Here is a 25,134-nt window from a genome sequence, read left to right on the forward strand (position 1 = left end):
CGGCACCCGGTTCTCGGCCGGCCCCCGTCCCGCTCGGGTTCGCGTCAGGCCCGAGGGGACGGAGCCGGGTGGGCGGCCTCGATGCCGCCCAGGATGAGGTCGATACCGGCCAGGAACTGCTCCCGGTCGTCGTGCTCGGGCAACCGCGCCGCCACCCGGCGCACGAACGGGTACCGAGCCGGATCGAGCTGGGCCCACTGCTGGGCGATCTCACCCAGGAAGGCCGTCCGATCGGTCCTGTGCGCGTGCAGCAGGCGGGCGTTGGCGGCGTTCTGTCCGGCGACGCCGAGGACATGGATGACGAGCGCGGACGTGGCCTCGAACTGCGCCCCCTCGGGCACACCGAGCCCCTCCAGTCGGCTGCCGAAACCCTCGAAGATCTGCGGGATCGCGGCCAGCCACGGCGCGCGGGAGAGCTGGGTGCCGACCCAGGGATGTGCGTCGATCGCGTCGAAGAGCCCGAGCGCGAGGGTCCGGATCGCCTCGCGCGGACGCGTGCCGCCGGGCACGTCCGCCATGACCCGGGCGATCACGTCGTTGGTGGCCGCCGCCAGCAGGTCGTCCTTGTTGGCGACGTGCCAGTAGATCGCCCCGCTTCCGGTGGCCAGGCGGGCCGCGAGCGTGCGGAAAGTCAGCGCGCCCTCGCCGTCGGAGTCGAGGATCTCGATCGCCGCCTCCACGATCCGTTCCTTCGACAGCGCGTCCGTGCGCCGTGCAGCCCGCGGCTTCTTGATGGCCATGGACACAGTTTGACATGAATGGATCGCCGTTCCAACATCTGAATGGAACAACGTTCCATCATGGCTTCGAAAGGAACACCATGACGACACCGGTCACGATCATCGGCGCGGGCCTGGGCGGCCTCACCCTCGCGCGGGTCCTGCACGTGCACGGCATCCCCGCCACCGTCCACGAGGCCGACCCCTCCGCCGAGTCCCGCACCCAGGGCGGCCAGCTCGACATCCACGAGGAGGACGGACAGCGCGCCCTCGCGGACGCCGGCCTCACGGACGAGTTCCGCGCGATCATCCACGAGGGCGGTGACGCCGCCCGGGTGCTCGACCAGCATGGCGCGCTGCTGCTGGACGTCCCCTCCGACGGCACCGCCGTACGCCCCGAGGTGCTCCGCGGCGACCTGCGCCGGATCCTGCTCGACTCCCTGCCCGAGGGAACAGTGCGCTGGGGCAGCAAGGTCACCGACGTCCGGCCGCTCGGCAACGGCCGGCACGAGCTGACCTTCACCGACGGCTCGACCGAAACCAGCACCATCCTGGTCGGCGCGGACGGCGCCTGGTCCAGGGTCCGGCCGCTGCTCTCCGACGCCCGGCCCGGCTACACCGGCACGACGTTCGTCGAGACCTACCTGCACGACGTCGACGAGCGGCACCCCGCGACGGCCGCCCTGGTCGGCCCAGGCGCCATGTACGCACTCGCCCCCGGCAAGGGGATCGTCGCCCACCGTGAAGCGGGTGGCATCCTCCACACCTACGTCGAGCTGAACCGTTCGGCCGAGTGGATCGCCGCCACGGACTTCACCGACACCGCGGCCGCGACCGCCCGGGTCGCGGCCGAGTTCGACGGGTGGACGCCGCACCTCACCGCGCTGATCACCGACGGCGAGACCGCCCCGGTGGCACGCATGATCCACACCCTTCCCGACGGACACCGCTGGGACCGGGTACCCGGCGTGACGCTGCTCGGCGACGCCGCACACCTGATGCCGCCGTCCGGCGACGGCGCCAACCTGGCGATGTTCGACGGCGCCGAACTCGGCAAGGCCATCGCCCGGCACCCCGACGACGTCGAAGCGGCGCTCGCCGCCTACGAGAAGGACCTCTTCCCGCGCAGCGAGGCCTTCTACGCCGACGCCCACGAGATTCTCGACCTCTGTCTCGGCGAGCGCGCACCGCAGAGCCTGGTCGACTTCTTCAGCGGGCACCCGGGGGAACAGGACGAGGCGGTGGCACAGCCCTGAAGGTGGCCGCCGCGTTCGGACGACCGGGGGCGGCCGGGCTCGTCCTCACCAGGTGAACCGGTGGAAGGTCGACCCTGCGCACGGGGCGGTGTTGCCTGAGAGTCCCGGCCCACGCCTCCCGGTCGCGGGGCGCAGGACGATGGGGACGGCTGCACCGATCCACGGCAATCGCCGAGCAGGGTCCGGGGCTCAGAGAGGTGAGGGTCCCCAGGTTCGTCAGTGCGCCCGCCCCTGTCCGACCAACCCGCAGCCGAACCACTGTCGATGGACCGCGGATTCGTCGAACGCCCTGTCCTTTACGCCGTTTCTCGGGCCCACCGGCTACGGGCCATGCCATCCGGATGACCTCTCTGCCGTTGCGGAACGGCCAGACATCCCCCGGCGACTTGAGCCCAACTACTGTCGACTGTAGGACCGGTGAGCTGCGATCAGGTCGCGGTACCGGGCGTAGGACGCCTTCGGCGTGCGGCGCTGGGTGGCGAAGTCGACGAGGACCGGACCGAAGCGCTGGTGGTAGCCGTCGGCCCGTCGAACAGGCTGTCATTGTGACGAGACCACAACTGCAGGACGTCACCCCTATTCAAGGCGACAGTTCCACCGCAGAGTCGAGAGGGCCGATCAACCCGGCTGATTCGTGCGCCCGCTTTCCGACGGGCCGCCGTGTTCGGCGGTCGATGGCGCGATATCGACCGGCTCCCTTGCCGACGCGTACCGCCGCCGTAGCATGACCGGATGTCGGATTCGGTCGCGTAGGGAGGATCCCGCTGGAGCTGCATTTCAGCACGCTCGGATCGCTCAGGGCCCGGCACGGCGATCGGGAGCTGCGGCTGAACCGGGCTCGGGACCGCGCGGTGCTCGCCGTCCTGCTCGCGAACGCCGGGCGGCCGGTGCCCGTGGCGGAGATCATCGACGGAGTCTGGGGCGAGGAGGCGGACGAGGCGCCGAACCGGGCGAGGGGGCTGCCGGCCACCATGTACCGGCTGCGCAACGCCCTGGCCGGCGCGGACAGCTCCGTCGAGGGCGGCTCCGTCGAGGGCGGCAATGTCCTGCGCCACGTCGGCAAGGCGTACCGGTTGGAGGCGGACCCGGCGAACATCGACCGCACGGTGTTCCTCGCGGAGCTCGCCGCCGCCACCGCCGCCCGTCGCAACCGGCAGCCCGAGCGGGCCCACGCGCTGCTCACAGCCGCGCTCGGCCGGTGGTCCGCGCCGGTGGCCCTGGACGGCGTGCCAGGCCCGTTCGCCGAGCACGACCGCCGGATGCTGGCCGGGCGCCGGGAGGAGGCCCGGCTGGCCCGGCTCGAACTCGACGTCGAACTCGGGCTGCCGCTCACGGCGGAACCCGCCCCGGAGCCGGCCACCGTCGTCCCCCGCGCGCTCGCGCTGGCCCGGGCCGGCCGCACCGAGCAGGCCCTCGCCCTGCTCGCCGACTCCGCCCCCGGCGGCGAGGCGGCGGCTCTGGCGGCACGCCTCCGCGGCCCGGCCACGGACCTGGCGGACTGGACGCCCTGGGCCTCCCGGACCGCCCCCCGGCAGGTTCGCCGGCCGTTCCAACTCCCGCCCGACATTGCCGACTTCACCGGCCGAGCGACCTTGCTGACGGAGCTCGCCGCCGCCCTGGCCGCGCCGGGACCACGGTGGGTCACCGTCACCGGGCCGCCCGGCTACGGCAAGAGCGCGCTCGCCATCCACGCCGCACACCGGCTCGCCCCCGGCCATCCCGACGGCCAGCTCCACGCCGACCTGGGCGGGCAGGCCCCCGGCGCGGATCCGGCCGCCGTCCTGGCCGCCTTCGTCCGGGCCCTGGGCGTCGAGGAGCACGCCGTCCCGCCGGGCCTCACCGACCTGCGCACGCTCTACCTCCGGCTGCTCGCCGGACGGCGCGTCCTGGTGCTGCTCGACGGCGCCGTCGATGCCGAGCAAGTCCGCCCGCTGCTGCCGACCGAGCCGGGAAGCGCGGCTCTCGCCACCGCCGGCCGACCGCTGCCCGGTGGACACACCGTCACCGTCGGCCGGATGACGCCCGACGAGGGGATCGAGCTGTTGTCCCGTGCCCTGGGCCCCGGGCGCCTGGCCCGGGAACCGGACGCGGCGCGGGCCCTGGCCGCTGCGTGCGACCATCAGCCCCGCGCCCTGCGGTTGGCCGCGAGCCGCTTGGTGGGCCGTCCCGCCTGGCCGATTTCCGCCCTCCTTTCACACCCGCGCACATAAGATCCGTCTGCGAATAAACCGCGAGCGTTCATCCCTCGTCAACCGGCTCATCACAAAATCCCGATGACGGCCACGATCACCATCCGATCAGGCAAGCCGCCCGGAATCACCCGGCGACGGGAAGAGGACGAACTGATGAGTGGGACCGTCACATGCATCGACCGCGCGCCGGCCGGCACCGCCGCCGAGCACGGTGCGGCGCGCCTGATCAGGCAAGGCGACGGCTACCCGGTCGCCCACTACGCCCCGGACGGCAATCGGTCCGCCCGGTACGCGACCGGGGCGTCCAGCACGGCCGGCTGCGACACCAAGGCGGTCAGGCGCGCCGCCGGCCGGCTCCACGGCGGGTTCGCCGGCCCGAGCTCCACCGAGAGCCCCCACGCCGTTCGGCCGGTACCAGAGAGCCGCTGAGCCCCGCGCGCCGCCCTTACCGCCCGGCCCCCAGCCCCCAGCCCCCAGCCCCCAGCGAATCCCCCACGCGCCACCGCCATCCACCAGCCCCGGCGCGCCGTCCACCCGGGGCCCGACGAGCCGCCGGGAGAACCGTCATCGCCACTGACCCCGTACCCGCCACCGAACGCACCCCCTCCAGCGCGCCCGACCTGCGCTTCCACCTGCTCGGCCCGCTGACCGCCCGGGTCGACGACCGCCGCCTCGACCTGGGCCGCAGCCAACAGCAGGCCTTTCTCGCCATGCTGCTCGCCCACCCGGGCCGACCGCTGACCGCCGCCCGCCTCGCCGAGGGCATCTTCGACGAGGACAACCCGCCCAGCCGGCCCAAGTCCGTCCTGGCCACCCACGCCTACCGGCTGCGTCGCGCGCTGCGCGACCACCACGCCGCACACCTCCTGGTCACCGTCGACGGCGGCTACCGCCTCGACGTCCCCGCCGAGTCACTGGACTCCGTAGCCTTCGACCGACTCGTCGCGCAGGCGGAGATCGCCGCCGCCGACCGGCCGCGGGCCCGCGACCTGTTGGCCCGGGCGCTGGCCCTGCACGAGGGCGAGCCGCTGGCCGGACTGCCCGGCGGCCATGCCGTCGATCTCCGCCGCCACCTGACCGAACGCCGGGTGGAGGCACTGGAGGCGAAGCTCGCCCTCGACGTCGATCTGGGGGACAACCCGTCCTGCCTGGTCGAACTCGACCAAGCCGTGTTCGCCCACCCGTTCCGCGAGCGGTTTCGCGCCCTGCTGATGCTGGAGTACCACCTGGCGGACCGCCCGGCCGAGGCGCGGGCCGTGTACGCCGATGCCCGGCGCGACTACCACGCCGAGGGGCTGGACTGCCCGGAGCTCGACGCGCTGCACACGCGGATTCGGCGCGCCGACCCCACCCTCGGCACGGCGACCCGCCCCGTGGGCTGCTCGGCCGCAGCTCACGACCGGCCGGTTCCCGACCGGGGGACGGACTCCCGAAGCTCGCCGGTACCGGAACAACTTCCCGCTCCCCTGGTCGACTTCACCGGCCGGCAGAGCGCTGCTGCAGAGCTGACCACCGTGCTCACCCGGCCCGACCCGGGCGCCGTGGTCATCTCGGCGATCAACGGAATCGGCGGTTCCGGAAAGACCAGCCTGGCCGTGCACGTCGCCCACGCCCTGCGCGAGCGGTTCCCCGACGGCCGACTGCACCTGGACCTGCGTGGCGCCCAGGCCGACCCGCTCGACCCGGCCGAGGCACTCGGCCTGGTGCTGGCCTCGCTCGGCGTCGCGGACCGGGAGATCCCGGCAGACCCGGCCGAGCGCGCCGCGCTCTACCGCACCACCGTGGCCGGCCGCCGCCTGCTGGTGCTGCTCGACAACGCGGCCTCCGCCGAGCAGACCGCCCCGCTGCTGCCCGGCGCTCGGACCTGCGCCGTCCTGGTCACCAGCAGGGTCTGGCTGACCGGCCTCCCGGGCGCCCACCACCTCCACCTCGACGCGATGGAGCCGGCCGAGGCGCTGAACCTGCTCGCCACCGTCGCCGGCCGCGCCCGGACGGAGGCCGAGCCCGAGGCCGCCACCGCGATCGTCACGGCCTGCGGCCTGCTGCCGTTGGCCGTACGGGTTGCCGGCTGCAGGCTCGCAGCCGACCCCGCGCAGTCCCTGGCCGGCCTGGCCTCCGCCCTGGCCGACGAACGGACCCGACTCGCCGAACTCGTCCACCACCACACGTCGGTCGAGCCCGTCCTGGCACTCTCCTACGCCCGGCTCGACAGCGAACAGGCCCGCGCCCTCCGGCTGCTCGCCCTCCCGGACACGCCCGTGCTCGACCTGGGCCCGGCCGCAACGCTGCTCGACCGCTCCCCTGAGCGCACCCGCGAGCTCCTGGAATCCCTGGTCGACCTGAACCTGCTGAACTCCCCCGCCGCCGACCGGTACGGGCTCCACGATCTGCTGCGGGTCTTCGCCCGCCGGCGCTGTGCCGGCGAGGACGCCCCGGCAGAGGTCTCGGCCGCGTACGCCCGGCTGCTCGCCTTCTGCCTGGCCACTGCCCGTAACGCCGAGGCGACCGCCCACCGCGTCGAGCACACCCGCCGCCGCCTGATCACGGCGGAGACCACCGTGCCCGGCACGTCATTCGACACGGTGGAGGACGCCACCGCCTGGCTGCGCGACCGGGCCGACCTCCACCAGGCGGTGATCCGCCGGGCCTGCCAGGACCCGGCCCTGCCGCTCGCCCAGGCCGCCGACCTGACGGACAGGATGGGCTCGATCCTGTTCGGCCGCGACTACGTGACCACGGTCGGCGACCTGGCGGCCCGGGTCGCCGAGGCGGCGACTGCCCGCGGCGAACGGGACGTCGAGGTGCTCGCCCGCTCGGTCCGCGGCAACATGCTCTGCCACGCCGGCTCCTACGCGGCGGCGGGCCAGGAGCTCCGCCGCTGCCTGCCACTGTGCGCCGGGGCGGCGCTGCGCCGACTACGTGCCAAAGTCCTCCAACTGCTCGGGGCGAATGCGCGGGTGCTGGGCGACTTCGAGGCGGCGATCGGTCCTCTCGAAAAGGCGTCGTCGCTGTTCCAGCAGCTCGACGACGAGACCGCCGAGGGCCTCGCACTCGGCGAGCTCGGCTACAACCACGCCAGGAGCGGCCACCTCGCCCGGGCCCGCGCGGCCGGTGAGCGGTGTGCCGAGCTGACCGGCGGTGAGGTGTCCATCTCCTCGTCCGTCGGAAGCTACCACCTGGCCCGGATCCTCCACCTCTGCGGCGACCTCGCACGGGCCCTGGAGCGGGCGGAAGGCGCCCTGGCCCGGTTCCGTTCCTTCGGCATGCCCGTCTTCCAGGCCGCGACCGGCGGCCTGATCGCCCGGATCCACCTCACGGCCGGGCGGCCGACGGCCGCCGTCCGGGCCGCGGAGGAGGCACTTCCGCAGGCCCACTGCGTCGGCGGGATGCTGGAGGGCACCGTGCTGCGCGCCCTCGGCCAGGCCCTCGCCGACCTGGGCCACCGCAGCCGGGCCAGGGCCTGCCTCGGACAGGCGCTTGAGCACTTCCGGCGGCTGGACCTCGACGCCGACGCGGCCGAGACCGAGCAACTGCTCGGCGTGCTCATCGAATGTCCATCGTCATGACCGAGCCTTATGTCGTGCCCCGGTCAACCCGACCGGGCCAAGAGGGAGGGAATGCACATGTCCGTCAAGGGAATCCGTCGGGTCGTCCTGGGCCTGGCCACCACCGCGCTCGCCGGCGGGATCGCGCTGACCGGTGCCGGGACGGCTTCGGCATCGAGCGGCGGCGGCTGCGCCGGCCCGGACTGGAAGCAGACCTGCATCAACGCCGGCGGCGGCCAGGTGTCGGCGCAGGTGACCACCAACTTCGCCAGCAACAACTGCACCGAGCAGATCATCATCTGGGACTACACCACCGGCAGCCAGGCGCTCTCGACCTCGTTCCCCTGCCACTCCGGCCAGTACTCCTACACCTACACCCTCACCAACCCGACCCCGGGCCACAACTACAAGGCCGAGGCCCGTTTGTACTGGCAGCCCGGCAGCGGCTACGACTACCAGCTCAGCCCCGACCTCTGGTACTGAGCCACCGGGCGTGCGGTGACGCCACCCTCCACCCCTGTGGGCCCTGAGCCCGCACCGCGTCCCCCCCCCCACACTCACGGGGGCGGGACGCCCTGGCATTCGGTGGCCCGCACCGGCCCCGCCGGCCAGTGGCGCCGGCCGGACGTCGACGGGAAGGCACGAGTCGGCACGAGCCCGGCGAACAGGCGGGACCCCACGGGAGCACGGCGGCCCACCCGGCCACGGGAGCCGCCGAGCGGCTCCGTTCGGGTGGCGGCGGTACGGCCGGAGACGAGGCCGACGGTGCTCACCGAGACGGGCAGGGCCACGTGCCGCAAGCGAGTTCCGGCCCTCGCACAGCGGAACCCTCGCCTCGGGGCCGCGGACGGAACTCCCGGTCAGGTGACCAGGCCGTGGCGGTAGGCGTAGACGACGGCCTGGACGCGCTCGCTGCAGCGGCTGGGCGGTCACTGTGCCGTCATGGGTTCCCGTGCGCGGTGAGCGCGACGGTAGGCCAGTGGTGACAGGCCCACATACGTGTGGAAATGCTTGCGCAGGGCGACGGCGTCGCCGAAGCCGCAGGCAGCGGCGACCCGCGCGACGGTCAGGTCGGTGGACTCCAGCAGGAGGCGCGCGTGCGCCAGCCGCCGCTGCGCCAGCCACTTCAGCGGGCTGCAGCCCACTTCGCTGCGGAACCGCCGGGTGAAGGTGCGCACGCTCATGTGAGCGTGCCGGGCCATGTCCTCCAGTGTGACCGGCTCGGCCAGCCGGTCCACTGCCCACTGCCGCGTCGCCGAAGTGGAATAGTCGGTGTCCTGCGGGACCGGGTGCTCGATGAACTGTGCCTGCCCGCCCTCGCGCCACGGCGCCACCACGCAGCGCCGCGCGGCGGCCGAGGCCACCGCCGCCCCGTGATCCAGACGGACCAGGTGCAGGCACAGGTCGATGCCGGCCGCTCCGCCGGCGGACGTCAGGATGCGTCCGTTGTCGACGAACAGCACGCCCGGATCGACCTCGACGTCGGGGAACAGCCGTGCCAGCGCGTCACACAGCGCCCAGTGCGTGGTGGCTCGCCGACCGTCCAGCAGACCGGCCGCCGCGAGCAGGAAGGCCGAGGTGCACAGGCTGACGATGCGGGTCCGCGGACCTATCCGGTCCAGAGCCGCAGCGAGTTCCTCGGGGAGCGTGCCGGTCGCGAGCAGGTGCTCGCCGGGCTCCTGCGTGGCGAGTACGACGGTGTCCGCGGTCTCCAACACCGACTCGTCGTGGTCGACGACGATCCGGTAGTCCTCGTGCGTGCGGACCGGTCGGCCTCCGAGGGAGCAGGTACTGACGGAGTACAGGCGGGTCCCGTCCGGTTCACAGGCCTCGTTGAACACCCGGGCCGGGATGCCCAGGTCCAGCGGCAGGACTCCGTCGAGGGCGAGAACGGCAACACGATGCGGCATGGCCGGAATGGTACGACAGGTGGCTCCCCGGCCACTCACTCGCGTCCGCGAGCACACGCCAGTCTTTCTTCCGTCGGGACCGCGGTTCCGACGGAAGAGATCGGGACGGACATGAGCGAGGACAACATGAGCGAGCGCACCATGCGGGCTGTCACCGTCAGGGAGTTCGGCGGGCCGGAGGTGCTGACCGTCGAGGAGGTCGTGCGCCCCGAGCCGCTGCCGACCGAGGTGCTGGTACGTGTGCACGCCGCCGGCGTCAACCCGGTGGACTGGAAGACCCGCGAAGGGCAGGGCATGGCGGGACTGCAGACGTTCCCACTGACCCTGGGCTGGGACGTCTCCGGCGTCGTCGAGGAGGTCGGCTTCGGCGTCACCACGCTCGCGCCCGGCGACGAGGTGTACGGGATGCCGTGGTTCCCGCGCGCCGCGAACGCCTACGCCGAGTACGTGACCGCTCCGGCCCGCCAGTGGGCCCGCAAGCCGGCCACCATCGACCACACGCACGCGGCCGCCGTGCCGCTGGCGGCGCTGACCGCCTGGCAGACCGTGGTCGACACCGCCCGTGTGCAGGCCGGCCAGCGCGTCCTGGTCACGGCCGCCGCCGGCGGAGTGGGCCACTTCGCGGTCCAGTTCGCCCGGCACCTGGGCGCCCACGTGATCGCCGTCGCCAGCGACGCACGCCACCGCTGGCTCAAGGAACTCGGCGCCGACGAGACCATCGACTACACCACCACCCGCTTCGAGGACGTCGCCCACGACGTCGACGTCGTCATCGACCTGGTGGGCGACGCACATGACCGGACCAGCACCCGCTCGCTGAAGGTCCTGCGCCCGGGCGGCCTGCTGGTGGCCGTCCCCGCCGGTGTCTCCCCGGAGCTGGCCCAGGCCGCCGAGGCCGCCGGCGTGCGGGTCACTCCGTACCTGGTCGAGCCGGACGGCGCGGCGCTGGCCACGATCGCAGGCCTGATCGACGCCGGTGAAGTCGACGTCGAGGTGGAGGAACCGTTCCCGCTGGAGCGGGCCGGCACGGCACACACCCGCGTCGAGGCCGGCCGCACCCGCGGCAAGATCGTCCTGACCATCGCCGACTGACCGCCCCCTCGGGGAGTTCGGAGGAGCACCGTGTACTACGAGATCCGCCGCTACCAGGCCCGGCCCGGACGCCGCGAGGAGTGGGTGCGCTACATGGAGGACGTGGTCATCCCGTTCCAGGCCTCGCTGGGCATGGACGTGACCGCCTCCTTCGTCGACGCCCAGGACGAGGACGGCTACGTGTGGATACGCCGCTTCGAGGACGAGGCCCGGAGCGAAGCCCTGTACGCGGCCGTCTACCAGCACGACCGCTGGAGGAACGAGATCGGCCCGGTCGTCCACGACCTGCTGATCCCCGAGGAGTCCGTCGTCACCCACGCGGTCCCCACCCCGGCTTCGCCCCTGCGGTGACCCGGCTGCGGCTGCTGCCCGCCACCGCCACCGCCCCCACCCCACCCCACCCCACCCCAGCGAAGGAAACCTTGATGAGCCCCGACACACTGCGGAAGTCGGCCCCCGCCTCGTCGGTCACCCAGGCCGCCGCCGGCGCACTCATCGCGGCGGTACGCACCGCCGCTGCCCGGATCGGCTTCACGCCGGCCATCGCCGTCACCGACCAGGGAGGCCATCTGAAGGCATTCGACCGGGCCGACGACGCGCCCTTCCTCGCCGCCGAGGTGGCGTTCGACAAGGCCTGGACTGCGGCCTCGTTCCACATCCCCACCCATACGTGGAACGACTACCTCGCCAACCCGCGGGTCGCACCACTGACCGGCCACCCTCGCCTGACAGCCGTCGGCGGCGGCTACCCGATCACCGAGAACGGCCGGTGCATCGGAGGGCTGGGCATCTCCGGCGGCAGCTACGAGCAGGACCAACAGGCCGCCGCGGAGGCCCTGGCCGCTCTCGGGTTCGAGCTGCCCGGTCCCTGACCGACCACCGGAGTGTGGGTCCACTGACGGCTGCAGCCGACTGCCCTGACCAGCCGGCCTTGCGGACTGCTCGCCGGTCCTCCGTGAAGGTGCCCAAGCAGCCTTCGGGGTACGGACCCGGGTGCCGAAGTCGACGCGATGGACGCCTGCTTCGGCATCCGGTCCGCGCACCACGGTCCCACGTACCTGCTCGCCCAAGTCCCGGCCTACTGTGCCGGGTTGTCCGGCGCGACAGCCCTCGCCATCCTCTCCCGATACCCACTCCCATGGGCCGCCCCGGAACCGGTCTCGTCGTGGACGGGGTGGACGGCGGCGAAGGCGGCGGGGCTGTCGACCGGCACAGCGAGGACAGCGTCCTCGCTCACGGGCCGCGCACCGCCGATCCCTCGTGACTGCGGAATCGGCCGCCAGGGTACGTCGGGGCCCGCCGAACGGCCGGTCACCGGCGGTGTCCGACCGGACGCGGCTCATGGACTGCGATGGTGCCCGTGAACGGACAGGGGCAGGCTGGGAAGTGCACCCCGCGGCGGCCGGCCGATCGGACCCCGCCGCCGTACGGGTCGCGACGGCCGCGCGCAACTCCGTGCCACCGAATCCTTGGAGGTCACCCATGACCGATCCCGCTGCCCGCCACACGGTCAGCCCGATCGTGGTCGGCACCGACGGTTCCCCCCAGGCCCGGAATGCCGTCACCTTCGCGCTCCGCGAGGCCCGACTTCGCGCCACCGGTCTGCGGGCCGTCTGCGCGTACGAGTACGCCCCGACCCGGCGATCCGGCTTCGAATGGACGGTCTCCTCCGGCCCCGACAGCGGCCCCGTCCCCCAGCAGCGCGATCTCGTCACCCAGGCCGTGGCCGACTCCGTCAGGGAACTGCAGGAGCAGCTCGGCGCACCGTTCGTGGACGTGGAGATCGTCTGCGAACCCGGCCGCCCGGCGCAGGTCCTCCTCGAAGCCAGCACGGACGCCGGCCTGCTGGTGGTCGGCTCCCGGGGATCGGGTGCCTGGGGACGCCTCGCCCTCGGATCGACCAGTACCGAGGTCGTCCACCACGCCCGTCTCCCGGTCGTTGTCGTCCCGGCGGAACCCGGCACCGAACCTTCCTGAGCGCCGATGTCCGAAACGATCGACCCGGCCGTCGGGACAGGCTCGGACGGTCCCCGACGGCGCCCTGTGGGGCGGTCTTCAGGTCACGACGGACCACGGACGTCGACCACGTGCTCGTCGGACGGTGTCGATCGGCACCCCTGTCCACGCACCCCTCCGGGGGGCTCACGCCCCTACTCCACCGCCCGTACTCGGCCAGGCGGGCGTGTAAGCGATCGCGTGTTTCGGACACGCTCAGCCCCGAAAGCGGTCGGAGGACGCCGACTGCGACGCCCCGCATACGGCCAGCGCGGTTCGTGCCAGGCCGCGCAGCCAGGTGTGGGCGTGGTCGGTGTCGTAGCGCTGATGCCACGACAGGTATACCGGCGCCGAAGGCAGTTCGAGCGGGAGGGGGAGCACGACCAGGCCGAGGTCGGCGACTGCGGACCGCGTGGTGGCTTCGGGGACGGTGATCAGGAGATCGGAACCGCGTGCGAACTCCAGCGCGGCCGCTTCCGTGGGCGCGGTGGCCACGACGCGGCGGGTGAGGCCGAGCCGCGCGAGGGCGTCGTCGAGGGCGTTGCCGAGGTTTCCACGTCGCGAGGCGGTGACGTGCTCAGCGGTGGCGTACCGCTCTGCGGTGACGGTCCTGACACGGGTGAGGGGGTGCCCGTGCCTCACGACGATGACGAGGCGGGTCTCACCCACCTTCTCGGCACGGATGTCCGGTGCGCTCGGACGGTTGGCGTTGGCCTCCAGGTCGACCTCGCCGCGCCGCAACTCGGGGGTGTCGACGCTCGATTCCGCGACGAAGCGCAATCGCACGCCCGGCGCCTGTTCGCGCACGGCCGCGAGCAGTGCGGGGCCGCTCAGGGCGACCAGGGAATCGTGCCAGCGGAGTGTGAAGGTGCGCTCCAGCGTTGCCAGATCGAGTTCACGGCTCGGGGCCAGGACCTCCTGGACCTGGTGCAGTAGCGCGTGCACCTGTTCCCGGACGGCGATCGCATACGGCGTCGGGGTCATCGTGCGGCCGGTGCGCACCAGGATCTGATCCCCGGTCGTGCGCCGGATCCGGCCCAGACTCCGGCTCATCGCGGGGGCGGTGACATGCAGGCGCGCGGCCGCCCCGGCCACACTGCCCTCCTCCAGCAGCGCGTCGAGCGCGGCGAGCAGGTTCAAATCCAATTGCATGCGAGTAATCCTAGCCGTGCTTGACATGCACTTGAAGTTAATTACGGGGCTATCTAGCGTTGAGGCGAAAGCGCAAGAAGCAACGCACAGTTCGGCCCTCGACCGGCCTCACCCCCCTCCTCAGACGGGAGTTCCACCATGCCCGAAACGCTTCAGACCACTGACGTCACCGCCTTGGACGCCGACCTGCTCGCCCGGACCGCGGCCGCCGTACGCGAGGCCGGTTCGGCACTGCGCGAGCGCTTCGGCGAGGTGGTCCGCTACCGGAACCGCGAGGAGCTGATGCGCGCGCTGGCCGCCAACGACGAGATGGCCCTCGACATCCTGCGCCCCCGCCTCACGAGCCTGCGCCCGGACGCCGACTGGGTGGAGGACGAACTGGACGGCGGGGCGCTGCCGCCCGGCGAATGGTGGGTCGTGGATCCGGCCGAAGGCAACGTCAACCACCTGCACGCCCTGCCCGAGTGGGCGGTGACCGCCACCCTCGTGCGCGACAACCAGCCGGTGCTCACCGTCGTCCACCTGCCGTTGACCGGCGAGACCTACACCGCGCTCACCGGCGCGGGCGCCCACCTCGACGGCCGGCCGCTGCACGTCTCCCCCACTGCGGACCTCGGCCTGAGCATCGTGGCCACCAGCCAGGCCCGCCCCGACGAGGACGAGAACGTCGTACGACGCGTCGGCTCCTCGATCACCGCGATGCTCTTCGACGCGCTGGTCGTCCGCACCGCCGTACCCGCGACCCTGCACCTGGTGAACGTGGCCGCCGGCCGGATCGACGCCTTCTGGCAGTTCGCCGGCGCCCGCGCGGACCTGCTGCCCGGCGCACTGCTCGTCACCGAGGCCGGCGGACGGATCTCCGACGCCCAGGGCCGCCCCTGGACCCCGCAGAGCGGAAGCTTCCTGGCTGCCGCACCCGGTATCCACGCCGAGGCCGTCGCCACCCTCTCCCGCTGACCGCGCACCACAACCGCGCCCACAAAAGGACACCATCACCATGACCACGATCGCAGTACTCGGAAACGGCCGCGTCGGCGGCAACCTGGCCGCCGCCCTCACCCGCGCAGGGCACGAGGTGACCGTCGCGGACCGCACACCGGGCGCCGCCGCCGACGCCGCCCGCACGGCCCGGATCGTCATCAACGCCACCCCGGGCGCCGGCTCCCTGGAACGACTCGCCGCCCTGCGCGAGGAACTGCGCGGCAAGATCCTCGTCGACGTCTCCAACGCCACCACTGACGGACCGGACGGACTGCCCGCCGATCTGATCTACCCCGGCTCAAGCCTCGCCGAGCAACTCCAGGAGGCGCTCCCCGAAACCCACGTCGTCAAGACCCTCAACACCATGCTCTTCCCGGTGATGACCGCACCGGCCGCGCTCACCCAGACACCGACCGCGTTCCTCTCCGGTGAGGACCCGCAGGCCAAGCAGACCGTCCGCGGACTGCTCACCGACCTCGGCTGGCACAAGGAGTGGATCACCGACCTCGGCGGGATCCGGACTGCCCGCGCCACGGAGGCCGCGATCCTCTTCGTCCCGCACGTCATCCGATCCACCGGATTCACGCCCTTCGCGGTCTCGATCGCCCGCTGACTGTCGAGCTGCGCCGGCTGGACACTGCTCGTCGGCCAACGGTCCAGCCGGCTCGCTCCGGCTGGACCGGCCGGTATCCGCGTGCAGGTGCACACCGGTCTTTGCCGGATCGGGCGCTCCCCATTCACCTCCGAACGGATGGGTCGGGCACCGCCGCTCGTCCGGCGATCGGGCCGAGCACTCCCTGTCGGGGCATCGTCAAGGTCCAGATGGTGTCTTCGGTCGGAACCGCTTCCGGCGCGGGCACCTTCAGCGCGTCCAGGGCGTGGGCGTAGTGCGCCACCGCCTGCTGGAGTTCGGCGATCACGGGACCACCGTCAGCACGATCTTGCCCTGGATGTGGCCCTGCGCGGCTCGCGTGTGTGCGCTGCCCGCCTCGGGCAGCGGGTAGGTGCTGTCCACCCCGACCTGCAGCTTGCCCTCGTCGAACAATCGCCCGATCTCGGCGAGCTGGGGGCCGTTGGAACGCACCTGAATGGTCGAGACCGTGATGCCCAGACGCGCCGTCTCTTCCGGATCGTACTGGGCGAAGAACACCGGAAGCATGGTGCCGCCGCGCTTGAGCACAGCCAGGAAACGTGAGCTGTCCGGGCCACCGACGGCGTCGATCACCAGGTCGACACCGCTGACCAGGTCCGCAGCCTGCGTCCTGGTGTAGTCGATGAACTCATCGGCGCCGAGCTTGCGCAGGAACTGCTCGTGCCGCCCGGAGGCCACCGCGATGACGCGTGCCCCCTTCCATTTCGCCAGCTGCACCGCGAAGTGACCCACTCCACCGGCAGCCCCGTTGACCAGCACGGTCATCCCTGGCGTGATCGGCACCGGCTGGTGCACCCGACCGGTGAAGACGGACGGCACGTCGTGGCCGAGATCCACCAGGTACTGCCAGGCCGTCAGCACGGCCATCGGCGCCCCGGCCGCCTGCACGTGGTCGATACCGGCCGGCTTGTGAGCCAGGTCCGAAGCCGGTGCGGCCACGTACTCGGCGTAGGTCCGGCCGTCGAATCCGGGGAACCTCAGCATGCCGAAGACCTCGTCACCGACGGCGAACCCCAACACGTCCGGAGCGACCGCCTGGACCACGCCCGACATGTCCGTTCCGGGGACCAGAGGGAACTCCAGGGCCGGCCTCATCTCGGCCGGCATGACCTTCATCCCCTCACGCAGGTACCAGTCCGGCGGGTTGATGCCCGCTGCGTGCACCCGGACGAGCACCTCGCCCGGGCCGATCTCGGGAACCGGCACCTCGTCGTACTGCAAAACCTCGGGTCCGCCCGCTTCATGGAACCGGATCGCCTTCATCGCGTCTGTCGCCTTCCTGGGGAAACGTTGCTCCTTCAGTCAAGGCCCACCGCGGCGTCGCCGTCCAAGACCGATCCGGCAACCCGCTCATTCCGAAACGGCATGACGCGTACGCTGCAAGGGTGAACGATCTCGGACAGGACCTGGAACTGCGGTTGGTGCGCTACTTCACCGTGGTCGCGGCGCACCAGCACTTCGGCCGGGCCGCCGCCGACTTGCACGTGGCCCAGCCTGCACTGAGCCGCCAGATCCAACGGCTCGAAAAGTATCTCGGCACACGACTGCTGGACCGCGTACCCCAGGGCACCCGGCTCACTCCGGCAGGCCAGAGGTTCCTCCCCCGGGCCCAAGCCCTGCTGCAGGCCGCCCGGCAGGCCGAACTGACCGTGCGTGAAGAAGCCGAGACCGAACGAATCACCATCGGCTACGTCGAAGACCTGGTGATCACTGCCGCCGTACGGGAACTGCGCCGCCGCTACCCGGACGCCGAGATCACCACCCGGCACCTGAGTTGCCGCGACGTAGGAGTGCTGTCCGACAAGCGCGTCGACGCCCTGATCGCGCGGGCCCCGCTGCCGCTCGCCGCCGACGACGTCTTCACCACCCCTCTGTACGAGGAGCCGCGGATGCTCGTGGTCCCGCGCGGCCATCCCTGGGCCGACCGCCCGTCGGTGACCGCGGAAGAACTGGCCGACGAGGAGGCGGCGCCATGCCCGTTCGAGACCACGGACTGGACTTCCTACCGGATCCTCGGGGCCGGCCTGTCGCCGATCGAGAGCTACGAGGACAAGCTCGAACTCGTCGCGAGCGGCGGGGCGATCGCCGTGCTACCGGTCGGCGACCGGCGTAGCTCACTACGCCCCGACCTCGTCACCGTCCCGATCGAGGGCGCTCCTTCCAGCCAGGTCGTCCTGGTCAGCCGCAAGGGCGACCCGAATCCGATGATCAGGAATCTCCGACTGGTGGCCGGGGCCGTCCTGACCGCCCCGGCAGCCTGACCGGGCTCGCCTCTCCTACAGCGCGAGGGTCAGGAGGCGGGCATCCTGCGCAAGGACCTGGCCACCCGGTGCCGTGGACACCGTCACCGGAGCAGACCGTCGCCGAGACAATCGCGTCGGGTCGGGGGTTCGGCGGGCGGAGACCGGCGTCGGGGGTATGGAGTTCCCCGACGAACCGCCGGGTGACGCTGCCGGATCGTCCCCTCGACCAGGATGGGCTGAGCACACGCTCCTGCAGGGCGAGGACGTGGTCGCCGGCCGGGGCCGCCGTCGTGGGCGGTCGGTTACCAGGGCAGCGGGCCCTCGGCGTCGGTGTAGGTGCCGGTGGGACCGTCCGGGGTGAGGCTGGCCATGCGGACGATGATCTCGGCACCCTGTTCGACGGTCTGGATGCCGGTGTTGCCGTTGAGGTCCGTCTTGGTGAAGCCGGGCTCGACGGCGTTGATGCGCATGTTCGGGAACGCCTTGGCGTACTGCACGGTGACCATGTTGACGGCGGCCTTGGAGGCCGGGTAGGCGACGCCGGGGTACACGTAGGTGGGGGTGTCGGCGGTGGTGACGCGGGTGAGCGAGGCCAGACCGCTGCTGAGGTTGACGACGACGGGGGCGGCGGAGCGCTGCAGCAGCGACGTGCTCAGCGTCGCGGGCAGCGATCTGCGGATCATGGTCTACACGGCCGAACCCGGCACCGAGGACGCCGAACGGCTGGCGCTGCTGGCGGTGATCGGCACGCAGGCACTGGTGAAAGTCGCCGGCGAGGGCGTCGGGTGAAACCGCCGCAGCGGGTCGGCTCGGCTGTCGAGCTCGGCGGCGCGGCGGGTGCGGCGGGCGCGGCGGGTGCGGCGGGCGCGGCGGGTGCGGCGGGCAAAGACGGCCTCGCGGCGTTCGGCGGTCCGGCGGAGCGCGTCCTTGCGATCGCGTTTGGCCGGCCGGTCCATGTCGAGCTGCCCTTCGAGGTGGTCGGTCTCGTACTGCAGGCAGCGGGCGAAGCGGCCAGTCCCGCGCCTTCGGCGACATGCATGGTGCGGAACATGTCGTCGACCAGCCGGGACAGGTCCGGGCTGCCGAACTCGGCGCCGGTCACCTCGCGGCAGCGCCGCTGCAGGATCTCCTCGCCGACCTCGGTGATCCGCCGCACCGACCAGCGCCGCGCCTCCGGCGGCAGCGCCGGGTAGGAGTCGACCGGCTCGCCCTGGACGCGGACGCGGCGGTTCACCGTGCTGCGGGAGGTGTGCCGGCTCAGGGGCGTCTCGGACATGAAGAAGATCTGCGGAACGACGCCGGGGTGCTTCCGCACTGCGCGGTGCGCGAGGAGCTGCTCGAACTGCTCGCCGGGGGCGGCACGCTCACCTCCGCCGACCATCCGCTGACTGCCCCACCACCACACCCGACGGACGCAGTGCCCGGATCGGTCCGGCTGACGAGCGGGTCGGTCAGCCGGCCTTCCGGGCCCGGCGCATGACCGCCGGCTCGGTCCGCCGCAGGAGCCAGTAGACCACCAGGCCGTAGGCCAGGCTGAGCACCAGCAGCATTCCGGTGCTCAGCAGCCAGGCCCCCGCGCTGTGCCGGAACAGCGGATCGGCCGCCAGGTTGTTGCCGGGCGAGATGGCGTGCAGATCGACGGTGGCGGCCATCGCCGCCATCGCCCAGCGGGACGGCACCAGCCAGGAGAGCTGTTCGAGTCCCGGCACCCCGTACAGGCGCAGCTGGGTGCCGGTGAAGACGACCTGCACGATGGCCAGCAGCACCAGCAGCGGCATGGTGGCCTCTTCCTTGCCGACCAGCGCCGAGACCAGCAGTCCCAGCATCATTCCGGCGAAGGCGAGCAGCGCCATCACGATGACGATCTCGGCGAGCGGCGGCAGGAAGACCCCGCTGCCGCCCTCGGGTCTGAGTCGCACTCCCGCCAACGCGACCATGGTGAGCACCACGGCCTGAACCACCGTGACCGTGCCGAGCACCACCACCTTCGAGCAGAGGTACGCCGATCGGGAGAGCCCGACGGCGCGCTCCCGCCGGTAGATCACCCGCTCCTTGACCAGCTCGCGGACCGCGTTGGCGGCACCGGTGAGCACCCCGCCGACGCAGAGGATCAGCAGCGCACTGAACACACTGCTGTCGGTGAGCTTGCCGCCGGCCAACGCCCGGGCCAACACGCCCATCACGAACGGCAGCGCGATCATGATCACCACGAAGGTGCGGTCGGCGGCCAGTGCGGCGGTGTAGCGGCGCACCAGGGTGCCCAACTGGCGGTCCCAGCGCTGCGGCTGAGGGGGCGGCTTGGCCGGTACGGGCCCGGCACGGCGTCGCGCGGGCCGCGGGGACCTCAGGCTGCGCTGCCCGGACGGTGCAGCGGGCACACTGCTCCGCTCGGCCGCCCCCGGTGGCGGCACCACGTCCGTCTCGCCCGGCCCCGACGGCGCGACCGGGGCTCGGGGCCGTTCCATGGGGTCGATGTACCGGCGGTACGCGGGCGAAGCCCGGTACTCGCCCATCCAGTCGCGGTCCTCCTGGGTCTCGAAGTTCTCGAACGCTTGCGGCCACTGCGAGCACCCGAAGTACTCCAGAGCGTCGCCGGGCGGTCCGTAGTACGCGGTGCGACCGCCCGGGGCGAGCATCAGCAGACGGTCACAGAGATCGAGGCTCAGCACGCTGTGCGTCACCACGACGACGGTGCGACCGTCGTCCGCCAGGTCCCGGAGCATCTGCATCACCGAGCGGTCCATCCCCGGGTCCAGGCCGGAGGTCGGCTCGTCGAGGAAGAGCAGCGACGGCTTGGTGAGCAGTTCCAGCGCCACACTGACCCGCTTGCGCTGGCCGCCGGAGAGGCTGGCGACCACCAGGTCGGCCCGCTTCTCCAGGCCCAGTTCGGCGATCACCTCGTCGACCCGGGCGTTCCGCTCGGCCGCCCCGGTGTCGCCGGGGAAGCGCAGTTCGGCGGCGTAGCCGAGCGCGCGCCGGACGGTCAGCTGAGTGTGCAGGATGTCGTCCTGCGGCACCAAGCCGATCCGGTGGCGCAGTTCGGCGTAGTCGCGATAGAGGTCGCGACCGTCGTAACGCACCGTGCCACCGTCGGCGGGCCGCAGCCCGGTGAGCGCGTTCAGCAGGGTCGACTTGCCCGAGCCGCTCGGACCGGTGACCGCCAGCAGGCAGTCCTGGCCGACCGGGAAGCTGATCCCGTCGAGCAGCCGGCCGTCGCCGACCGTGACCACCAGGTCGGCCACGTCGAGGGTGATGTCGCCGGTGTCGACGAACTCCTGGAGTTCGCCGTCGACCAGGCAGAACTCCGAGTGGCCGATGCCCAGCAGGTCTCCCGGGCCGATCACGGCCTCCACCACCGGTTGACCGTTGAGGTAGGTGCCGTTGTGGCTGTGCAGATCGGTGATCGCGTACCGGCCGTCGGCGGTGGTGTGCAGTTCGGCGTGGTGGCGGGAAACGTCGAGGTCGGCCAGGACCAGGTCGTTGTCGGGTGCACGGCCGATCCGCAGGGTGTGGGCGATCAGCGGATGGATGCTGGTGGGCGGCCGGTACGAGCCGGTGATCGCAGTCAGCGCAGTGGGACGCGGGACGGCGGACTGCTGTGGGGGTGCCACGGTGAGCTCCACCTCCGGGCCGTCGCCGGGGCTGCCGAACCGGATGACACTGTCGGCGCCGAGGTCACCGAGATCGAGGCGCGAGATCCGGCGGCCTCCGGACCAGGTGCCGTTGTCGCTGTCCAGATCGTCCAGCATCCAGTGTCCGTCGCCGAGGTGCAGCACTGCGTGGTGCCATGACACCCGGGGGTCACTGAGCGGGATCTCGCTGACCGGGTCGCGGCCGACGTGGTACGAGCGGCTCGGGGTGAGCACCCGCGAGTCGCCGGCAGTCGTCAGTACCAGGTCCGGCGCAATGGGTGCGACCTGTCGCTCTCCCATGTATTCGACCATAGCCCCTCCGGCCCGCGGAGGGCTTCCGCTGGTCGAGGGGCCCGTCGGGCACCGGGCAGGCACCGCCCCGGTCGGGCCGGCACCACCGTCGCGGCTACCGCACGGGCCGGCCGTCCGGGCACGGCACCTCCGGGCCGGGATCAGCCGTGTGCTCCGAACCGAGGGGCACCGGGTCGTCGGGCCGGCCGGGATTCATGTCAGTTCGTTGCGCGCCGGCCGGTCCGGACCGGCCGGCACGTCGGCGAGGCGCGGGAGTTGCGGATGGTGCCGTCCTCACCGCCCAAGCCATGGCCGTCTGCCGTGCGGGCCCTGAGCACTACCGGTCCGCGGCCGGCGACAGGCCTGCGGTGCGCGCGGCGACGCCCGCCTGGACTGCGAAGAGGCGGTCCCGCGCGTGCTGGTCGAGCGTGTGGAAGTGGCCGTGTGCTTCGAGGGTGACGAAGCCGTGCACGGTGGCCCAGGCCAGCATCAGGGCCTCCGCCGCGTCCGGCACGAGCGGGCTGCCGAGCCGGCCGCGTTCGGCCGTGTCGGCGACGAGTTCGGCCATGTGCTCCATCGCCCGCCGGCCGGCCACCACGGTCGGTCCGTCCGGTGGGGCCGCGTACCCGGGCACGGGGGAGCCGAAGATGAGGGCGAAGCGCTCCGGATTCCGCTGCGCCCAGGTGCGGTAGGCAATGCAGGTGGCCACGAAGCGTCCGTCCAGGTCGTCCGGCGGCACGGTCTCGCTGGTCGCCGTCAACGCGTCCGACAGGCTGTCGTACGAGTCGGCGACCAGGGCGGTGAGCAGCTCGTCCCGGTCGGCGAAGTAGCGGTACAGCGCGGGTGGGGTCATCCCCATGGTGCGGGCGATGTCGGTGAATCGGAGGTTCGCGGCGCCGCGCTCGACGATCAGGCTCAGGGCCGCCCGCTTGATCTCCTCCACCGTGTCGGCGCGCAGCCGCTCACGGCGGCTCCGCCCTCCGCTAACGTCGGCCGACCCACCCGTCATCGCATCTCCATCCGCTCACTGCGCCAGTCACCGCGTTGACAATCCGTACCCGCCGAGGGAAACGTTACGCCTCGTAAGGCGCGTTATGAAGCGTAACGCTTTGCCTGGGGGCGGAGCCCCTGACGACGCACGGAGGACCACATGTCCCAGGGACTGCGCGGGGATCGGCGGACAGCCGCCGGGGAGAGCGGGTCACACAGGCCCGGCCCGCTCGGCCGAATAGCCGGTTGGAGCTTCCGGAACCGGGGCCGCACGGTGCTGCTCTGGCTGCTCGCCGCCGGCGCGGCCTTCGGCCTCGCGGCCGGCCTCGGCGCCAAGTACAGCGCCGACTACACCGCGCCCGGCTCGGACTCCAAGCAGGCCCAGCAGCTGCTGACGCGGGACTTTCCCGGGCTGGGCGGTGAATCGATCAGCCTGGTGCTGACCTCCGACGGCGGTGTGACCGACGCCGCCACCCGCGACCGGGTCGAGGACCTGCTCGCCCGGATGGCCGAGGTGCCGCACGTCAGCGGCATCGACGACCCGTACGGCCCGCGCGGCAAGGTGTCGGCCGACGGCCGCACCGCCCTCGGGCAGATCCACCTGGACGTCGCGGTCGCCCCCGACATGCCGAAGGCGGACACCCAGCGGCTGCTCGACCTCGCCCGCCCCGTCGACGGCGGCCTGCGCGTCCACCTCGGCGGCATGGCGGTCCAGCAGGCCGAGCAGGGCGCGATCGGCTCGGAGGGCATCGGCATCGCGGCCGCCGCCGTGATCCTGGTGATCACCTTCGGCTCGGTCGTGGCCGCCGGCCTTCCGATGCTCACCGCGCTCGGCGGGCTCGCGGTCAGCAGCGCCCTGCTGCCGGTCCTCGCCGCTATCATGCCGGTCCCGGACTGGTCGACCTCGCTCGCCGCGATGCTGGGCATCGGCGTCGGCATCGACTACGCGCTGCTGCTGGTCACCCGGTTCCGCGAGTGGCGCGCCGAGGGGCTCGACCCCGAGGCCGCCACGGTCGCCGCGCTGGACACCGCGGGCCGCGCGGTCGTGGTCGCCGGAATGACCGTGGTGGTCAGCATGCTCGGGCTGTTCGCGATGGGCCTGTCGTTCATGCGCGGCGCCGCGGTCTCGGCGATCCTCTCCGTGCTCGTCGTGATCGCCGCGTCCGCCACGCTCTTCCCCGCCCTGCTCGGCTACCTCGGCCGACACATCGAGCGCCTCCGGCTGCCCCTGCCCCGGCGCCGCGCCACCCGGGGCGAGAGTTCGGTGGGCGCCGGCTGGCTGCGCTGGAGCAGGCTCGTCGAGCGTCACCGCGTCCTCGGTACCGTCACCGGGGTCGTCGTCCTGCTGGCGCTCGCGGCGCCGTTCCTGGGCGTGCGCTTCGGCTTCCCCGACGCGGGCAACGACCCCGCCGGGCGCTCCAACCGGCTGGCGTACGACGCGGTAGCCGCCGGCTTCGGACCGGGCAGCAACGGACCGCTGGTCCTGGTCGCCGAGTTGGCACCGGGCACCCCCGCCGACGCGACCGCCTCGCTGCCCACCGCGCTGAAGGCGGCGCCCGGCGTCACGGCCGTGACCCCTCCGGTGCCCGGCTCCGACGGCCGCTCGCTGCTGCTCACCGTCGTCCCGGAGAGCGGCCCACAGTCCAGCGCCACCAAGACCCTGGTCCGCGACCTCCGTGATCACGTCATCCCGGGTGCGGTCGGCCCCGGCGTCCGGGTGCACGTCGGCGGGGCGACCGCCAGCGCGATCGACAGCACCGACAACATCGCCCGCCGCATCCCGCTGCTCGTCGGCGGCGTGGTCACGGTGTCGATGCTCCTGCTCCTGGTGGCCTTCCGCAGCCTCGCCGTCGCCCTCAAGGCCGCTGTGATGAACCTGCTCTCCGTCGGCGCCGCGTACGGCGTGGTCGCCCTCGTCCTCGAAGGCGGCACCGCCGGCCGGTTGGTCGGCATCGACAGCCCCACCCCGCTGCCGGCCTTCGTGCCGGTGCTGACCTTCGCCGTCCTGTTCGGCCTCTCGATGGACTACGAGGTCTTCCTGGTGAGTCGGATGCGTGAGGCCTGGATCCGCAGCAACGACAACGCGGAGTCCATCGTCAGCGGACTGGCGGGCACCGCGCGGGTGATCACCGCGGCGGCGGCCATCATGGTCGCCGTGTTCGCGGCCTTCGTCCCGGCGCCCGACCTGCCGATCAAGGTCATCGGCATCGGCATGGGGTCGGCCATCCTGATCGACGCCACGCTGGTCCGGCTTCTGCTGGTACCGGCCGTGATGCACCTGCTCGGCCGCGGCAACTGGTGGCTGCCCGCCTGGCTGGACCGCCGTCTGCCCCACCTCCACGTCGAAGGGCACACCGAGCTCTACCAGCCGGTGCCCGCTCCCGAGGCACCCCGCTCCCCGGCGGTGGTCGGCTAGTGGCACCAGCGGACCGCGGGGCGCGGGGGGGGGGGCCCCGGGCGCCGCGGGCGGCGGGGGTGGGGAGA

General features: G+C 72.5%; 21 protein-coding genes and 4 pseudogenes. 15 read left to right on the top strand and 10 right to left on the bottom strand.

All coding sequences use genetic code 11. The annotated features are described in order from the left end of the window. Positions 1–44: 44 nt before the first annotated feature. Positions 45–740: a TetR/AcrR family transcriptional regulator gene (locus ACFV0O_RS18075; RefSeq protein ID WP_380342524.1), complete on the bottom strand. Its 696-nt coding sequence runs from the start codon at positions 738–740 to the stop codon at positions 45–47. 80 nt (positions 741–820) lie between these two features. On the opposite strand from ACFV0O_RS18075, the gene ACFV0O_RS18080 reads away from it, so the two are divergent. Then, positions 821–1,975 carry an FAD-dependent oxidoreductase gene (locus ACFV0O_RS18080; protein WP_380342527.1) on the top strand — a complete coding sequence of 385 codons (1,155 nt, stop codon included), beginning with the start codon at positions 821–823 and terminating at the stop codon, positions 1,973–1,975. Between the two features lie 396 nt (positions 1,976–2,371). Here ACFV0O_RS18080 and ACFV0O_RS18085 read toward each other — a convergent pair. Continuing rightward, positions 2,372–2,500 (bottom strand): annotated as a pseudogene (locus ACFV0O_RS18085) (family 1 glycosylhydrolase); the annotation flags it as partial. A 326-nt stretch (positions 2,501–2,826) separates the two neighbouring features. On the opposite strand from ACFV0O_RS18085, the gene ACFV0O_RS18090 reads away from it, so the two are divergent. The 4 genes from ACFV0O_RS18090 (at position 2,827) to ACFV0O_RS18105 (ending at position 8,195) form a co-directional block, all read left to right on the top strand. Next, positions 2,827–4,185, top strand: coding sequence for a BTAD domain-containing putative transcriptional regulator (locus tag ACFV0O_RS18090; RefSeq protein ID WP_380342530.1), 1,359 nt, complete (start codon positions 2,827–2,829; stop codon positions 4,183–4,185). A 135-nt stretch (positions 4,186–4,320) separates the two neighbouring features. Next, a complete protein-coding gene (locus ACFV0O_RS18095) occupies positions 4,321–4,596 on the top strand; it encodes a hypothetical protein (protein ID WP_380342687.1) in 276 nt (91 codons plus the stop codon). A gap of 248 nt (positions 4,597–4,844) precedes the next feature. Further along, entirely contained in the window at positions 4,845–7,733 is a 2,889-nt protein-coding gene (locus tag ACFV0O_RS18100) for a BTAD domain-containing putative transcriptional regulator (RefSeq protein ID WP_380342681.1), read from the top strand. Positions 7,734–7,790: 57 nt separating this feature from the next. Further along, on the top strand, positions 7,791–8,195 hold the full coding sequence (locus ACFV0O_RS18105; RefSeq protein WP_380342532.1) for a hypothetical protein: 405 nt from the start codon (positions 7,791–7,793) through the stop codon (positions 8,193–8,195). A 446-nt stretch (positions 8,196–8,641) separates the two neighbouring features. Here the strand turns inward: ACFV0O_RS18105 and ACFV0O_RS18110 are convergent, their stop codons facing one another. Then, positions 8,642–9,622 carry a GlxA family transcriptional regulator gene (locus ACFV0O_RS18110; RefSeq protein WP_380342535.1) on the bottom strand — a complete coding sequence of 327 codons (981 nt, stop codon included), beginning with the start codon at positions 9,620–9,622 and terminating at the stop codon, positions 8,642–8,644. A gap of 126 nt (positions 9,623–9,748) precedes the next feature. Here ACFV0O_RS18110 and ACFV0O_RS18115 point away from each other — a divergent pair, with 126 nt between their 5' ends. From ACFV0O_RS18115 to ACFV0O_RS18135, 5 genes are all read left to right on the top strand, one after another. Continuing rightward, on the top strand, positions 9,749–10,714 hold the full coding sequence (locus ACFV0O_RS18115; protein ID WP_380342684.1) for an NADP-dependent oxidoreductase: 966 nt from the start codon (positions 9,749–9,751) through the stop codon (positions 10,712–10,714). A gap of 30 nt (positions 10,715–10,744) precedes the next feature. Continuing rightward, on the top strand, positions 10,745–11,065 hold the full coding sequence (locus tag ACFV0O_RS18120) for an NIPSNAP family protein (protein WP_376155677.1): 321 nt from the start codon (positions 10,745–10,747) through the stop codon (positions 11,063–11,065). A 74-nt stretch (positions 11,066–11,139) separates the two neighbouring features. Then, a complete protein-coding gene (locus ACFV0O_RS18125; protein ID WP_380342538.1) occupies positions 11,140–11,586 on the top strand; it encodes a heme-binding protein in 447 nt (148 codons plus the stop codon). Between the two features lie 266 nt (positions 11,587–11,852). Further along, the gene (locus ACFV0O_RS18130; RefSeq protein ID WP_380342540.1) at positions 11,853–11,978 is read left to right on the top strand and encodes a hypothetical protein; all 126 of its coding nucleotides are present in this window, start codon (positions 11,853–11,855) and stop codon (positions 11,976–11,978) included. Between the two features lie 218 nt (positions 11,979–12,196). Then, positions 12,197–12,691, top strand: a complete 495-nt coding sequence (locus ACFV0O_RS18135) for a universal stress protein (RefSeq protein ID WP_380342543.1) — start codon at positions 12,197–12,199, stop codon at positions 12,689–12,691. Between the two features lie 234 nt (positions 12,692–12,925). Here ACFV0O_RS18135 and ACFV0O_RS18140 read toward each other — a convergent pair whose 3' ends face one another. Next, entirely contained in the window at positions 12,926–13,861 is a 936-nt protein-coding gene (locus tag ACFV0O_RS18140) for a LysR family transcriptional regulator (RefSeq protein ID WP_380342546.1), read from the bottom strand. A 138-nt stretch (positions 13,862–13,999) separates the two neighbouring features. Here ACFV0O_RS18140 and ACFV0O_RS18145 point away from each other — a divergent pair, with 138 nt between their 5' ends. Together ACFV0O_RS18145 and ACFV0O_RS18150 are read left to right on the top strand one after the other, a co-directional pair. Next, complete coding sequence (locus ACFV0O_RS18145) at positions 14,000–14,818, top strand: inositol monophosphatase family protein (protein ID WP_380342549.1); 819 nt, start codon at positions 14,000–14,002, stop codon at positions 14,816–14,818. A 40-nt stretch (positions 14,819–14,858) separates the two neighbouring features. After that, complete coding sequence (locus ACFV0O_RS18150; protein WP_380342551.1) at positions 14,859–15,455, top strand: NADPH-dependent F420 reductase; 597 nt, start codon at positions 14,859–14,861, stop codon at positions 15,453–15,455. A gap of 124 nt (positions 15,456–15,579) precedes the next feature. Here ACFV0O_RS18150 and ACFV0O_RS18155 read toward each other — a convergent pair whose 3' ends face one another. Together ACFV0O_RS18155 and ACFV0O_RS18160 are read right to left on the bottom strand one after the other, a co-directional pair. Further along, positions 15,580–15,762 (bottom strand): hypothetical protein, encoded by a 183-nt coding sequence (locus ACFV0O_RS18155; RefSeq protein ID WP_380342554.1) that lies wholly within the window; start codon positions 15,760–15,762, stop codon positions 15,580–15,582. Next, entirely contained in the window at positions 15,759–16,757 is a 999-nt protein-coding gene (locus ACFV0O_RS18160; protein WP_380342556.1) for an NADP-dependent oxidoreductase, read from the bottom strand. Before ACFV0O_RS18160 ends, ACFV0O_RS18155 begins: the two co-directional genes overlap by 4 nt. 122 nt (positions 16,758–16,879) lie before the next feature. On the opposite strand from ACFV0O_RS18160, the gene ACFV0O_RS18165 reads away from it, so the two are divergent. Beyond that, entirely contained in the window at positions 16,880–17,755 is an 876-nt protein-coding gene (locus ACFV0O_RS18165; RefSeq protein ID WP_380342559.1) for a LysR family transcriptional regulator, read from the top strand. Positions 17,756–18,039: 284 nt separating this feature from the next. On the opposite strand, the pseudogene ACFV0O_RS18170 reads toward ACFV0O_RS18165, so the two are convergent. Then, positions 18,040–18,381 (bottom strand): annotated as a pseudogene (locus ACFV0O_RS18170) (SDR family NAD(P)-dependent oxidoreductase); the annotation flags it as partial. Position 18,382: 1 nt separating this feature from the next. Here ACFV0O_RS18170 and ACFV0O_RS18175 point away from each other — a divergent pair. Continuing rightward, positions 18,383–18,526 (top strand): annotated as a pseudogene (locus tag ACFV0O_RS18175) (transcriptional regulator); the annotation flags it as partial. A 71-nt stretch (positions 18,527–18,597) separates the two neighbouring features. Here ACFV0O_RS18175 and ACFV0O_RS18180 read toward each other — a convergent pair. From ACFV0O_RS18180 to ACFV0O_RS18190, 3 genes and pseudogenes are all read right to left on the bottom strand, one after another. Beyond that, positions 18,598–19,013: pseudogene (locus tag ACFV0O_RS18180) on the bottom strand (peptide deformylase); the annotation flags it as partial. A 175-nt stretch (positions 19,014–19,188) separates the two neighbouring features. Next, complete coding sequence (locus tag ACFV0O_RS18185) at positions 19,189–21,669, bottom strand: FHA domain-containing protein (protein WP_380342561.1); 2,481 nt, start codon at positions 21,667–21,669, stop codon at positions 19,189–19,191. Positions 21,670–21,997: 328 nt separating this feature from the next. After that, on the bottom strand, positions 21,998–22,669 hold the full coding sequence (locus tag ACFV0O_RS18190) for a TetR/AcrR family transcriptional regulator (RefSeq protein ID WP_380342563.1): 672 nt from the start codon (positions 22,667–22,669) through the stop codon (positions 21,998–22,000). Between the two features lie 255 nt (positions 22,670–22,924). Here ACFV0O_RS18190 and ACFV0O_RS18195 point away from each other — a divergent pair, with 255 nt between their 5' ends. After that, entirely contained in the window at positions 22,925–25,066 is a 2,142-nt protein-coding gene (locus tag ACFV0O_RS18195; protein ID WP_380342566.1) for an MMPL family transporter, read from the top strand. Positions 25,067–25,134: the final 68 nt, after the last annotated feature.

The sequence above is a fragment of the Kitasatospora sp. NPDC059577 genome, assembly GCF_042735475.1.
GTDB lineage: Bacteria > Actinomycetota > Actinomycetes > Streptomycetales > Streptomycetaceae > Kitasatospora.